13 protein-coding genes and 1 tRNA gene are annotated in these 11,664 nt (G+C 62.6%); 6 read left to right on the top strand and 8 right to left on the bottom strand.

What is annotated here, in order from left to right; all coding sequences use genetic code 11:
• Window positions 1-63: 63 nt before the first annotated feature.
• Both MGMSRV2_RS10315 and MGMSRV2_RS10310 read right to left on the bottom strand, forming a co-directional pair.
• Window positions 64-139: transfer RNA gene (locus MGMSRV2_RS10315), tRNA-Thr, on the bottom strand.
• 61 nt (window positions 140-200) lie between these two features.
• The gene (locus MGMSRV2_RS10310) at window positions 201-617 is read right to left on the bottom strand and encodes a tellurite resistance TerB family protein (protein ID WP_024080297.1); all 417 of its coding nucleotides are present in this window, start codon (window positions 615-617) and stop codon (window positions 201-203) included.
• 77 nt (window positions 618-694) lie between these two features.
• Here MGMSRV2_RS10310 and MGMSRV2_RS10305 point away from each other — a divergent pair, with 77 nt between their 5' ends.
• The 3 genes from MGMSRV2_RS10305 to MGMSRV2_RS10295 are packed head-to-tail and all read left to right on the top strand — an operon-like array spanning window position 695 to window position 4,260.
• Window positions 695-1,096, top strand: coding sequence for a response regulator transcription factor (locus MGMSRV2_RS10305; RefSeq protein WP_052588946.1), 402 nt, complete (start codon window positions 695-697; stop codon window positions 1,094-1,096).
• Window positions 1,093-1,728 carry a chemotaxis protein CheX gene (locus tag MGMSRV2_RS10300; protein ID WP_024080295.1) on the top strand — a complete coding sequence of 212 codons (636 nt, stop codon included), beginning with the start codon at window positions 1,093-1,095 and terminating at the stop codon, window positions 1,726-1,728. Before MGMSRV2_RS10305 ends, MGMSRV2_RS10300 begins: the two co-directional genes overlap by 4 nt.
• 9 nt (window positions 1,729-1,737) lie before the next feature.
• Window positions 1,738-4,260, top strand: a complete 2,523-nt coding sequence (locus MGMSRV2_RS10295; protein ID WP_024080294.1) for a sensor domain-containing protein — start codon at window positions 1,738-1,740, stop codon at window positions 4,258-4,260.
• A 59-nt stretch (window positions 4,261-4,319) separates the two neighbouring features.
• Here the strand turns inward: MGMSRV2_RS10295 and MGMSRV2_RS10290 are convergent, their stop codons facing one another.
• Window positions 4,320-5,906 (bottom strand): lysine--tRNA ligase, encoded by a 1,587-nt coding sequence (locus MGMSRV2_RS10290; RefSeq protein ID WP_024080293.1) that lies wholly within the window; start codon window positions 5,904-5,906, stop codon window positions 4,320-4,322.
• 125 nt (window positions 5,907-6,031) lie between these two features.
• Here MGMSRV2_RS10290 and MGMSRV2_RS10285 point away from each other — a divergent pair, with 125 nt between their 5' ends.
• Complete coding sequence (locus MGMSRV2_RS10285) at window positions 6,032-6,505, top strand: YchJ family protein (protein ID WP_024080292.1); 474 nt, start codon at window positions 6,032-6,034, stop codon at window positions 6,503-6,505.
• Window positions 6,506-6,508: 3 nt separating this feature from the next.
• On the top strand, window positions 6,509-7,240 hold the full coding sequence (locus tag MGMSRV2_RS10280; protein WP_024080291.1) for a YkgJ family cysteine cluster protein: 732 nt from the start codon (window positions 6,509-6,511) through the stop codon (window positions 7,238-7,240).
• On the opposite strand, the gene fsa is transcribed toward MGMSRV2_RS10280, so the two are convergent.
• The 3 genes from fsa to MGMSRV2_RS10265 all read right to left on the bottom strand — a co-directional run bounded on the left by fsa (window position 7,241) and on the right by MGMSRV2_RS10265 (window position 10,161).
• Complete coding sequence (gene fsa / locus MGMSRV2_RS10275; protein WP_024080290.1) at window positions 7,241-7,897, bottom strand: fructose-6-phosphate aldolase; 657 nt, start codon at window positions 7,895-7,897, stop codon at window positions 7,241-7,243. It abuts the gene before it with no gap.
• Between the two features lie 32 nt (window positions 7,898-7,929).
• The gene (locus MGMSRV2_RS10270) at window positions 7,930-8,202 is read right to left on the bottom strand and encodes a FliM/FliN family flagellar motor switch protein (RefSeq protein WP_024080289.1); all 273 of its coding nucleotides are present in this window, start codon (window positions 8,200-8,202) and stop codon (window positions 7,930-7,932) included.
• A gap of 72 nt (window positions 8,203-8,274) precedes the next feature.
• Window positions 8,275-10,161: a PHA/PHB synthase family protein gene (locus tag MGMSRV2_RS10265; protein ID WP_024080288.1), complete on the bottom strand. Its 1,887-nt coding sequence runs from the start codon at window positions 10,159-10,161 to the stop codon at window positions 8,275-8,277.
• Window positions 10,162-10,391: 230 nt separating this feature from the next.
• On the opposite strand from MGMSRV2_RS10265, the gene MGMSRV2_RS10260 reads away from it, so the two are divergent.
• A complete protein-coding gene (locus MGMSRV2_RS10260) occupies window positions 10,392-10,805 on the top strand; it encodes a hypothetical protein (RefSeq protein ID WP_024080287.1) in 414 nt (137 codons plus the stop codon).
• Window positions 10,806-10,881: 76 nt separating this feature from the next.
• On the opposite strand, the gene MGMSRV2_RS10255 is transcribed toward MGMSRV2_RS10260, so the two are convergent.
• Together MGMSRV2_RS10255 and MGMSRV2_RS10250 are read right to left on the bottom strand one after the other, a co-directional pair.
• Complete coding sequence (locus MGMSRV2_RS10255; protein WP_024080286.1) at window positions 10,882-11,337, bottom strand: hypothetical protein; 456 nt, start codon at window positions 11,335-11,337, stop codon at window positions 10,882-10,884.
• Window positions 11,334-11,621, bottom strand: coding sequence for a hypothetical protein (locus MGMSRV2_RS10250; RefSeq protein ID WP_024080285.1), 288 nt, complete (start codon window positions 11,619-11,621; stop codon window positions 11,334-11,336). Before MGMSRV2_RS10250 ends, MGMSRV2_RS10255 begins: the two co-directional genes overlap by 4 nt.
• Window positions 11,622-11,664: the final 43 nt, after the last annotated feature.

The raw sequence follows: 11,664 nt of genomic DNA, 5'->3' as shown, positions 1-11,664 counted from the left end.
TACTTCAGCCCCGGCTTCGGCCGGGGTTTTTGTGTGACGGGGTGTCATATCGGTGACGGAAAATGGTGCCGGCGGAGGGACTCGAACCCCCGACCTTGGCTTTACGAAAGCCCTGCTCTACCAACTGAGCTACGCCGGCACGGTCTCGCCTGAAGGCAAGGGCGCGAAATTAGCTTCAGGCGCCGACTTTTGCAAGTACCTCAATGTGTTTCCAGCGGGCGGACGAAGCGGGCGATGGCGCCGCGTTCAATGGCTGCCGCGATCAGGCGGTCGATATCCAGGCGATGGCGCAGCATTTCCATCAGCCGCCTTGTCTCGGGATGGCCTTCGCCATCCGACGCGGCGACGTCGCAGGCCAGGGCATAGGCGGTCTCTCGCAGGCTGAGCGGCAGTGACGCCTTGATGAAATCCAAAGCCCGGTTCATACCGTCGTCGGCATCCAGCAATTCGGCACAGGCGGCGGTGCTTTTCAGCAGCAAGCTTGGGTCGTAATCACTGAAAATGGGCAGAAATTCGACGATCTCGCCGATGGTTTTCAACTCGGCGTCGGTCATGTCGCCATCAGCGGCGGAAACCAGCACCATGACATAGACCAAGCCGGCATGATGACTGAGCATGTTTTCGCTCTTCCCGAGTGTTGGCGTTCCTGGACTTTAGGCTTGCGGCAAGGCCATGCGTCAAGCATAGATTTCCCATGGACTTTTTCGGGACGGGTAAGGAGCGGGCGGTGGCGGTGAAGAAAACGGTTCTACTGGTCGATGACAGCCGGGTGGCGCGCATGATGACGCGCAAGATGATCGAAACCGACCGCCCCGGCTGGCAGGTGGTCGAGGCCGCCACCGGAGAAGAGGCGCTGGAAGTGTATTCCCGCGTGTTGCCGGATTTCGTCATCATGGACGTCAACATGCCGGGCATGGGCGGCCTGGAGGCGACCAAGCGGCTGAAATCCGTCTATCCGCAGGCGGTGGTCACGCTGTTGACCGCCAACATCCAAGACCCGGTGCGCGAGCAAGCCGAGGAAATGGGGGTGGGCTTCATGTCCAAGCCGGTGCGCGGCGACGTCTTGATGGCCTTTCTCAGCGTGGATGAAGCATGACCGATTTCCTTAACGAGGTTCAACGCGACGCGGTCACCGAAATCATCAACATCGCCATCGGTCAGGCGGCCAGCGCCCTGTCGCAACTGGTCGAGGACGAGGTGCGCCTGTCGGTGCCCCTGGTGCATTTCCTCACCCCCGATCAGGCCGCCATCCGCTTGGACGAGGAAACCGGCGGCGGTGAATCGGTGGCGGTGCGGCAAACCTTCCAGGGCCGCTTCAACGGCGACATCATGCTGATCTTCCCCGAACGGCGCAGCCTGCATCTGGTCCGTCAGATGCTGGGGGACGATTTGCCGCTCGACCAGTTGACCGAACTGGAGCAGGAAGCCCTGATGGAGGTGGGCAACATCATCCTCAATGCCTGCCTAGGGTCTTTGGCCAATCAGTTGGGCATGGGGGTGGAAAGTTCGTTGCCGTGCTATATTCGCGGTCGCGGCGGGCGTATTCTCGACACTGGTGACCGCTCCGGCACGGGTGGTGATTCCGAGATGGTGATGTTCCTGCACGTGGATTTCGCGGTCAAATCCAAGGATGTGCACGGTTATCTGGCATTTGTCATGGACATCACTTCGGCCCATCATTTCGTCGATGCCGTGCACGCCTATGTCATGGCTCAGATCGGGGAATAAGACCAGCCCATGACCGGTATCGTTCCCGACCATATCCTGCGGACTTTGACCGATGCCGGCGAGATCGGCATCATCCTGATTGGTCAGGACGGGCTGGTGAAATTGTGGAACGCCTGGATGACCAAGGCGTCCGGAATCACCGCCGAGGCCGCCTTGGGCACTCGCTTGCAGGATCTGTATCCGCAATTGCAAGGCGCCCGAGTGGTCGGCGCCGTGGATGAGGCGTTGCACGGCGGCTTATCGGCCATCTTGTCGTCGTCCATCAACAAGCGCCTGTTTCCGCTCAATCATGAAGGACGGACGCCGGGCAAGCCCGAGCCCATGCAGCAGATCGTCGCCGTCAAGCCGGTGGTGGTGGCCGAAGATCAGCGCGACTGCCTGATCCAGGTCTTCGACGTCACCACCATGAGCCACCGCGAGGCGTTGCTGCGTCAGCAGGCCCGCACCATGCAGGCCTTGGCCGAGAACTATCGGTTGTCGGAATTGCACAACCGCGCCATCGTCGACAATACCGCCGACGCCATCGTCACCTTCGGCGAGGATGGTGCCATCGGCACCTACAACCCGGCGGCCATCCGGATTTTCGGCTATGACCCTTACGAGATCGTCGGCAAGTCGGTGGGGCTGCTGATCCCTGGGGTGCTGAGCAAAAGCGGCCAGTTGGAAACCGAGCGGTTTTTGGATATCCGGGCCGAAGTGGTCGGGCGGCGCAAGATCGGCGCCAGTTTCCCACTGGAATTATCGCTCAACGCCATGGAGTTGGGCGGCCAGCGCCTGTTCGTCGCCATCGCCCACGACATCACCGAGCGCAAGGCGGCGGAAGAGGAACTGCGCAAGCAGAAGGAATGGCTGTCCACCCTGATCAACGCCATGCCCGATCTGGTCTGTTTCAAGGACGGCAAGGGCAAGTGGCTGGTGGCCAACAAGTTCTATCTGGATATCGCCGGCCTTGACCACGTGGATTATCACGGGCGCACCTCGGCCGATCTGGCCCATATGTCGCGCGGCTTCGGCGAGTTCATGCTGACCGGGTCGCTGTCGGACGAGCGGGCCTGGCAGGAAAAGAAACCGGTCGCCTATGAAAAGGAACTGCCCACCCCCGATGGCGGCGCCAAGGTGTTCGACGTCATCAAGATCCCGCTTTACGAGGAAGACGGCGCCCGCCGCGGTCTGGTCATGGTCGGGCGCGACGTCACCGAGCGCAAGCTGGCGGCGGCCCGCATCCATCATCTGGCCCATCACGATTCGCTGACCGGCCTGCCCAACCGGGTATTGTTCCAGGAACGCCTGCGCACCGCTCTGGCCCAGGCCAAGCGTCTGGGCCACAAGGTGGCGCTGATGTTCCTGGACCTGGACAAGTTCAAGGACATCAACGACACCCTGGGCCATCACCTGGGCGATCTGTTGTTGAAGGCGGTGGCCAAGCGGCTGTTGCGCTGCGTGCGTGAAACCGACACGGTGGCGCGGCTGGGCGGCGATGAGTTCGCCGTGGTGCTGACCAATCTGGACGACCCCGAAGGTGCCAGCAACGTGGCCGAAAGCATCATCGCCTCGATCAGCGAGCCGTTCGGGCTGGATGAACACGAGGTCAACACCTCGACCTCCATCGGCATCACTATTTTCCCCGATGATGCGGTTGATTCCGAGGTCTTGCTGAAGAATGCCGATCTGGCCATGTTCCGCTCGAAGGCCGAGGGGCGGAACAATTACCATTTCTACGTCGCCGAGATGGACGCCGAAATCCAGGCGCGCAAGGTGGTGGAACACGATCTGCGTGTCGCCTTGGGCACCGATCAGTTGGAAATGCACTACCAGCCGCTGATCGAGATGAAGACCGGCGAGGTGGTCGGCTGCGAGGCCCTGATCCGCTGGAAACACCCGACGCGCGGTTGGGTCAGCCCGGTGGAGTTCATCCCCATCGCTGAACGCACCGATCTGATCGTCCCCTTGGGCCGCTGGATTTTGCACCGCTCGTGCCTGCAAGGGCGCGATTGGGCGCGGGCCGGGTTGCCGCCCCAGAAAATCGCCGTCAACCTGTCGCCGGTGCAGTTCAAGAACCACACCGCGCTGTTGGCCATGATCGCCGACATCCTGGATCAGACCGGCTTCCCCCCCGATCAGTTGCAGTTGGAAATCACCGAAGGCATCGCCATGCAGAATGTCGAGGCGACGGTGGACGTGCTCAGGCAATTGCGCGACATGGGGGTGCTGATTTCCATCGACGATTTCGGCACCGGCTATTCGTCGCTCAATTACCTGAAGCGGTTCCCGGTGGACAAGCTGAAGATCGACCGGTCCTTCGTCGTCGATATCGGCCTGCACCCGGACAACGCGGCGGTGGTCAACGCCATCGTCACCTTGGGCCATTCGCTGGGCACCCGCGTCAACGTCGAGGGCGTGGAAACCATCGAACAGCTGGATTTCCTGAAAGCCCATGGCGTCGACGAGGCGCAGGGGTTCTATTTCGCCAAGGCGCTGCCGCCCGACGAATTCGCCCGCTTCGTCCGGGAAAAAAGCCCCTGGCCGCTGTAGAGTTATCCGGGGAAAAGTCCTTCGCTTCGCTCAGTGTACTTTTCCCCGACGACGAGCCATCAGGCCAGGCTTTCGCCCTTGGCCGCCTTGCCCAGCAAGGTGATGGTGTTGTCGATACCGTAAAGCTTGATGAAGCTGCCCATGCGCGGCCCCTGGTCCTGGCCCAGCAGCACCTCGTAACAGGCCTTGAACCACGCCTTCAACTCGCCGAAGCAATCGCGCTTGCCGATATCGTAGACCGCCGATTGGATCTCCTCGGCGCTGGCATCGGCGGGCAGGGCACGCAAGGCCGCTTCCAGGTCGGCGAAGGCCTGGGCCTCGTCGATGGTGGCGGTGCGATACTGCTTCGCCGGCTTGACGAAATCGCGGTAATAGGCGACCGCGCCATCGACCAGCTTGTCGAGGATGGGGGCGGTCTCGGGGCTGGCGCCGGGGGCGTAGCGCTGGATGAAGCCCCACAGCACGGCCTTGTCTTCGGAATTACAGACGCTGGCCAAATTCAGCAGGATGCTGAAGGTCAGGTGCGAATCCTCGCGCGGCGGCTGGCCGTTGTGGATGTGCCACACCGGGCTATCCAGGCGCTTTTGCGTCTCGTCGGTGTCGAACTTGCCCAAGAAAGTCAGATAATCATCGACCGAACGCGGGATCACGTCGAAATACAGCCGCTTGGCCGCCTTGGGCTTTTGATACATGAACAGCGCCAGCGATTCGGGCGGCGCGTATTTCAGCCAGTCTTCCACCGCCAGACCGTTGCCCTTGGACTTGCTGATCTTCTGGCCCTGGTCGTCCAGGAACAATTCGTAGGTCAGGTTCAAGGGCGGGGTGCCGCCGATATTGCGGCAGATGCGGCCCGACAATTCCACTGACGGAATCAAATCCTTGCCGCTCATTTCATAATCGACGCCCAGCGCGTACCAGCGCATGGCCCAATCGGCCTTCCACTGCATCTTGCAATGGGCGCCGGTCACCGGGGTTTCCACCAGCCTGCCGTCGTCGCGGCGATAGACGATGGTGCCGGCGGCGACGTTGCGTTCCACCACCGGCACCTGCAACACCACGCCCGTCTCCGGGCACACCGGCAGGAAGGGGGAATAGGTCTGGCGCCGTTCCTCGCCGAGCGTCGGCAGGATGACGTTGATCACCTGATCATAGCATTCCAGGATGCGCAGCTTGGCGGCGTCGAACTTGCCGGTCTCGTACCATTCGGTCGCCGACTGGAACTCGTATTCAAAGCCGAAGCTGTCCAAAAACGCCCGCAGTCGGGCGTTGTTGTGATGGCCGAAGCTTTCGTGGGTGCCGAACGGGTCAGGGATGCGGGTGAGCGGCTTGCCCAGATGGGGGGCGACGATGTCCTTGTTGGGGATGTTGTCGGGCACCTTGCGCAGGCCGTCCATGTCGTCGGAAAAGGCGAACAGACGGGTGGGGATTTCGGGGGCCAGAATCTTGAAGGCGTTCCTGACCATGGTGGTGCGCACCACCTCGCCGAAGGTGCCGATATGGGGCAGGCCGGACGGGCCGTAGCCGGTCTCGAACAGCACATAGCCCTTGTCCGGACATTTGCCGCCCAGTCGCTCGTCCAGCAGGGTCTTGGCCTCTTGGAAGGGCCAGGCCGAGGAGGTGCGGGCGAGAGCGGCAAGATCGGACATGGTTTTCGGTCCCAACTGATAAAGTGAAGAGCGGAAACCTAAGCCCGCCGGCTGGCGGCGTCAATCAATTGCCGGTTTCCGCCGCTGTGGTTATGGTGTTGCCGCTGTTTCGTAAGGACTGAATCATGAGCAAGTGCGCCTGCGGCTCCGGCCTGGATTTCGATCAATGCTGTGCCCCCATCATCGGCGGCAGCCCAGCCCCCTCGGCCGAGGCGTTGTTGCGCGCCCGCTATGTGGCTTTTTGCGACGGCGACATGGATTTCCTTGCCGCCACCTTGGCGCCGGAAAAGATGGACGAGTTCGAGCGCGCCGAGGTGGAGGCCTCGGCCAAGCAGGCCAAGGCTCAATTCGTCGAGGTGCGCCGGGTCAACGACCAAGGCGACGTGGCGGAAATCGAATACGTCGCCTATTTCCGCATCAACAATCAGCCGCATGCCCATCATGAAGTGGGGCACTTCCGCCGCGACGACGGCAAATGGCTGTACGTGGACGGTCAGGTAAATCCCAAGACCGCGCCCCGGCAGGTGGAAAAGGTTGGGCGCAACGATCCGTGCCCGTGCGGGTCGGGCAACAAGTACAAGAAGTGCTGCGGCGCCTGACGCATGGCTGCCCACTTCGCCTGTACCGCCTGCGGCAAGTGCTGTCACGGCGTGTTGCCCTTGACCGTGGATGAAGCCTTGGCCCAGGCCGGGCGTTTTCCGCTGGCGGTGGCCTTCACTCCGGTGCGGGCGAAAAGCAAATCCTTCGACGTTGCCGCCCGGTTGGGGGTGATGCTGGACAAGAAGCTGGCCCTGCGGGTGATGCCGGTGGCCTATCTGCCGCGTGACGCCGCCTGTCCGGCCCTGGACGGTGAAGGCCTGTGTTCCATCCATGACCACAAGCCGCTGCGTTGCCGAGCCATGCCGTTCTTCGGCTGGCGGGCCGAGGCGGATCAGGCCGATTTGCTGCGGCCGCGGCCCGGTTGGGCTTGCGACGTCTCGGAGCGGGCGCCGGCGGTGTATGAAAACGGCAAAATCCTGGATCGGCAGGATTATCTGTGTGAGCGGCAAGCGCTCGAGGATCAGGCCCCGCTATTACGCGCCTATGCCGAGCGCCTGCTGCCCATGGCCGCCGGTCTGACGCAAAGCCTGACGGCCTTGGCCGCCAAGCCCATGGGCGGCGATGTCTATGTGGGGTTTTCCACCTTGCTGCGGCGGCTGGGGGACGTGGATAAAGCCGCCATCGCCCGGGCCCAAATCCCGGTGCTGAGGGATTGGGGCAGTCGCGGTGATGGCGGTTATCAACGCAATCTGGTCGGTTTTCTGGCCGAGATGGAGCGGTTGGCGCAAGCCTGATTAAAGGATGCTTTGCCCGGTCTTGGCCCAATCGGCGCAGAACGCCGCCAGACCCTTGTCGGTCAGCACATGGCCGTACATCTGCTTCAGGATGGACGGCGGCATGGTCACCACGTGGGCGCCCAGGCGGGCGGCGTCGGTGACATGCATGGGATTGCGCACGCTGGCCACCAGCACGTCGGTGGTGAAATCGGGGTATTGGCCATAGATTTCGACGATGTCGGAAATCAGCTGCATGCCGTCCTGGCCGATATCGTCCAGCCGCCCGACGAAGGGCGAGACGAAGGCGGCGCCGGCCTTGGCCGCCAGGATGGCCTGATTGGCCGAGAAGCACAGGGTGACGTTGACCAGGGTGCCTTCATCCGACAGCACCTTGCATACCTTGAGGCCGTCCACGGTCAGGGGCACCTTGACGGTGACGTTGGGGCGCAGGTCGCGCAGCTTGCGGCCTTCGGCCAGCATGGTGGCGAAATCGGTGGCGCCCACTTCGGCGGAAACCGGGCCGGGGATGATGTCGCAAATCTCGCAGATGACATCCAGGATGTTGCGGCCCGACTTGGCGATCAGCGACGGGTTGGTGGTGACGCCGTCCACCAGACCGGTATCGGCCAGGGCTTCGATTTCGGCGACCTCGGCGGTGTCGATGAAGAATTTCATGGTGTTTGGATTTCCTGGGAGTGAACGGAAACTCAGTCGGCGGCGCGCTTCAACACCTCGGTGACGGTGACGGCGAGATGGTCTTCCACCACCACCACTTCCGCCCGGGCGATGTGCTTGCGGTTGACGTACAAATCGACGGGGTCGTTGACCTTGCGGTCAAGTTCGACGACCGCGCCGCGGCCCAGCTTCAGCAACTGGGCGATGGGCAGATTGGCGGTCCCCAGCACGGCGATACACTCGACGTTGACGCCGTAAACCGCTTCCTGGTGCTTGGCACCGACCATGGTGTCGTCATTGGCCATTTGTTGCCGCCTTACTGCCTGTTGGAGTGACTCCAACAGGCAGTAGAACACGGCAATGGTTAATGTTTCCTATCAGGGCATCAAGACGTAAAGGCCGGGGGCGTCGGCGATGGGCGGATAGCCGGCCTCGGGTGCGCCCATCTTGGGCGGGGTGATCTGGCCGGACGAGTTGGCGACCAGCCATTGCTGCCACGGCTCCCACCACGATCCCTGCTGCTTGGGGGTGACCATGGCCCAGGTGTCAGGATCGACGTATTTGTCGGCGTCGGCGCGGGTGGCGATCTGGTACGAGCGGCCCTTGTGGCCGGGCTCCGAGACGATGCCGGCATTGTGGCCGCCGCTGGCCAGGATGAAGGTGACGTCGGTGTCGGACAGGATGCCGATCTTGTAGACCGACTTCCACGGCGCCACGTGGTCCTTGGTGGTGCCCACCGCGCAGATGGGGGCGCGGATGTCGGTCAGGGCGATCGGCCGGCCCTCGACCGTGTAGCGCCCCTTGGACAGCATGTTGTTGAGGAACAGGCGGCGCAGATATTCGGTGTGCATCTTGTAAGGCAGGCGGGTGGCGTCGGAATTCCAGGCCATCAGGTCGTTGGCGGTGTCGGTTTCACCCAAAAGGTATTGGCGGATCATGCGCGACCACACCAGATCGTTGGACCGCAGCATCTGGAAGGCGCCGGCCATCTGCTTGGTGTCCAGATAGCCCTGATCCCACATGACGTCTTCCAGGTAGGTGACCTGGCTTTCGTCGATGAACAGCATGATCTCGCCGGCATCCTCGAAATCGGTCTGCGCCGCCAGCAGGGTGACCGACGCCAACCGCTCATCACCTTCACGCGCCATGGCGGCGGCGGCGATGGACAACAGCGTGCCGCCCAGGCAATAGCCGGCGCCGTGGACCTTTTGTCCCGGCACGACGGCGTTGATGGCGTCCAGCGCCGCCATCACCCCCAGACGGCGGTAATCGGCCATGCCCATGTCGCGATCCTCGGCGCCCGGGTTCTTCCACGAGATGACGAACACCGTGTGACCCTGGGACACCAGCCACTTGACCATGGAATTGGCCGGCGACAGGTCGAGGATGTAATATTTCATGATCCAGGCCGGGACGATCAGGATGGGCTCGGCGTGGACACTGTCGGTGGTGGGGGTGTACTGGATCAGTTCGATCAGCTTGTTGCGGAAGACAACCTTGCCCGGCGTGCAGGCGACGCCCTTGCCCACCTGGAACTTCTCGTCCTTGACGTAATCACGCCCGGTCAGGTTGCGCATGATGTCGTCGGACAGGTTTTGCAGGCCGCGCACCAGATTTTGGCCGTTCTGCTCGGTGGTCACCTTGATGACGTCGGGATTGGTCAGGAAGAAATTGGCCGGCGACACCATGTCGAGCAATTGCCGGGCAGTGAATTCCACCACGTTCTGGCGGTGCTTGCCGACGCCACGCACATTGGTGGTGGCGTAGTGCCACCATTGCTCGGTGTACAGAAAAGCTTGGCTCATGACGTTGTAGGGGAATTTCTGCCAGCCCTCGCTGGCGAAGCGCGAATCCTGGGCCAAGGGCGCGAAGGGGTCGGGATCGGTGCGGCCCATCAACGAATCGACGGTGAAGCGGGCCAGGGGCAGTGCCTTGGACATGGCGTTTTGCGCCATTTCCCCCACCTTGCCGGGCGAGTTGGCCAGATGCACCAGCCAGTCCAGATACGCCAGCAGCAACGAGGCCGGCGACAAGGCGTTGGTGTAGCGTCCCTGCACCGCATGCATCAGTCGGTCGGTGCTTTCGGTGAAGATGGGGAACGGGGTGCGGAACTGCTCGGCGCCCATGGGCAGGGCCAGCATCTGATGGACCGGGTTGACGTGGATGGGCGCAGCCACCGGGGGGGCGACGGGCACCGGGTGGGTGATGCCGTCCGGCTGCGGCTCGGCGGCGGACTGGCGGCGCGAAGTGCGGATCTCGTTCATGGTCCCTGGCCCCTTTGGCGACGAAAACTGACCCCGTCACTATACGTCCGCCCGTCCAGGCCCATGTATGAAGATTCTGCAACTGCGAAATGGGGTGGGAACAGGGCAGGGATCCCCTTGCCGTGCACGAATCCATTGGATTTCGTCCCCACCTTAAAGGTATATTCAGGATTGGATTATTTTAGGCTTCGTCCACGTATATTCAGTGGGACGAAACGGGAACAAAAGTTATGGCACTCGGTACCAACAAAGTCTCGGCGTTAGCGGCGCCCGGCATGGCGGCGGCGGCAACAGCCCGCCCCGCGTCGGGTGGTCGCAATGTCGCGTCGGTATCGGGCGGCCCGGCGGAAGCAGCCGGATTTTCCACCCAGATCGGCGTCAGCGACAATCGTTTGCTGCGTTACGACGAGGAACTGGATTTCGGTTTTTCCGAGCATCGCGACCCGGATCGTCAGGGCACGCCGTTCATGGCCAAGGCGGCGTCGAGTTTCCGCGCCGAATTGGCGGACGAGGCCACCGGCGGTGAATCCGCCAATATGTTCATGGATTACGTCATGCGTGGCGTCGGCACCTATGAACACAATATGCGGGTCACCACGCCCGGTTCGGTGCGACCCGGCAGCGTGCTTAACTATCTGTACTGAGACACGGTCACCGCGGGCATGAAAAAGCCGCCGATCCAAGGGATGGCGGCTTTGTTTTTGGCTGGTGCCGATGCGGTCACGACCAGCGCGGCTCGGTCTGCCGGCGCAGCACTTCCAGCGCCCGCTCGGCCCGCCAGAAGCTGCCGTCCTCGCCACTTTGGTAGCGGCGGATGAAGTCCACGTGGCTTTCCATCGCCGCCAGCATGTCGCGCGGGCGGTCGGGGTCGGCCCGTTCCCCGGTCAGGGCGCCGATGGTGGTGTCGTAATCGGGGTGTAATTCGCTGGGGAAGCCGATCCACTGGTATTCTTCCCAGCGCAGCGACCCTTCCAAATACAGTTCGTGCGCGATTTCCGCGTATTGGCGCGGACTGACGTTGCGCAGGTCATAGCGGGCGCGCACCTGGGCGCGCGGCGCCGGCAGAGCCAGGATGGGGGCGGTGTCGTGACGGGCGGTCTGCATCATGGGGGCCATGGCGAAATCTCTGTCGGTGGGGGCGGGGGCGCGTCTGAACAGGCTGCTGATCAGGCTCATCGCCGCAAGCCGGCAATGCGGCGGATGGTGGGAACGCCGGCGATGGCCGGTTCCAGCATGGGCTTCAACTCGGCGACGCGGGACAGCGATTGCAACTGGTCCCAGGTCAGGGTGCCCTCGGTGAACAGTTCGTGCACCAATTCGGCCAGTTCGCTGTTGCTGGGATGGGGTGGGGCCTTGGGCTTGGCCGGGGCGGACAGGGGGCGCAACGAAACCATGGCGCCTTCGTCGGTGCTTTGGGTGGCAAGGCTGTCCTGCCAGTCGGGGGTAAAGTCGAAGGTCATTCCCATCCTCCGTGTCGTGTTCGCAACACTTCGACAGAGTGCT

Source organism: Magnetospirillum gryphiswaldense MSR-1 v2 (assembly GCF_000513295.1).
Lineage (GTDB): Bacteria > Pseudomonadota > Alphaproteobacteria > Rhodospirillales > Magnetospirillaceae > Magnetospirillum > Magnetospirillum gryphiswaldense.
This window is presented reverse-complemented; position numbering and strand designations above follow the sequence as displayed.

What these genes read in the sequence shown, in the direction of transcription:
- MGMSRV2_RS10290 (WP_024080293.1), bottom strand. Translation starts at nt 5,906, where the DNA reads ATGTCCGATCTTGCCGCTCTCGCCCGCACCTCCTCGGCCTGGCCCTTC.
- MGMSRV2_RS10310 (WP_024080297.1), bottom strand. Translation starts at nt 617, where the DNA reads ATGCTCAGTCATCATGCCGGCTTGGTCTATGTCATGGTGCTGGTTTCC.
- MGMSRV2_RS10270 (WP_024080289.1), bottom strand. Translation starts at nt 8,202, where the DNA reads ATGGCCAATGACGACACCATGGTCGGTGCCAAGCACCAGGAAGCGGTT.
- MGMSRV2_RS10300 (WP_024080295.1), top strand. Translation starts at nt 1,093, where the DNA reads ATGACCGATTTCCTTAACGAGGTTCAACGCGACGCGGTCACCGAAATC.
- MGMSRV2_RS10265 (WP_024080288.1), bottom strand. Translation starts at nt 10,161, where the DNA reads ATGAACGAGATCCGCACTTCGCGCCGCCAGTCCGCCGCCGAGCCGCAG.
- MGMSRV2_RS10260 (WP_024080287.1), top strand. Translation starts at nt 10,392, where the DNA reads ATGGCACTCGGTACCAACAAAGTCTCGGCGTTAGCGGCGCCCGGCATG.
- fsa (WP_024080290.1), bottom strand. Translation starts at nt 7,897, where the DNA reads ATGAAATTCTTCATCGACACCGCCGAGGTCGCCGAAATCGAAGCCCTG.
- MGMSRV2_RS10295 (WP_024080294.1), top strand. Translation starts at nt 1,738, where the DNA reads ATGACCGGTATCGTTCCCGACCATATCCTGCGGACTTTGACCGATGCC.
- MGMSRV2_RS10285 (WP_024080292.1), top strand. Translation starts at nt 6,032, where the DNA reads ATGAGCAAGTGCGCCTGCGGCTCCGGCCTGGATTTCGATCAATGCTGT.
- MGMSRV2_RS10305 (WP_052588946.1), top strand. Translation starts at nt 695, where the DNA reads ATGGACTTTTTCGGGACGGGTAAGGAGCGGGCGGTGGCGGTGAAGAAA.
- MGMSRV2_RS10280 (WP_024080291.1), top strand. Translation starts at nt 6,509, where the DNA reads ATGGCTGCCCACTTCGCCTGTACCGCCTGCGGCAAGTGCTGTCACGGC.
- MGMSRV2_RS10250 (WP_024080285.1), bottom strand. Translation starts at nt 11,621, where the DNA reads ATGACCTTCGACTTTACCCCCGACTGGCAGGACAGCCTTGCCACCCAA.
- MGMSRV2_RS10255 (WP_024080286.1), bottom strand. Translation starts at nt 11,337, where the DNA reads ATGAGCCTGATCAGCAGCCTGTTCAGACGCGCCCCCGCCCCCACCGAC.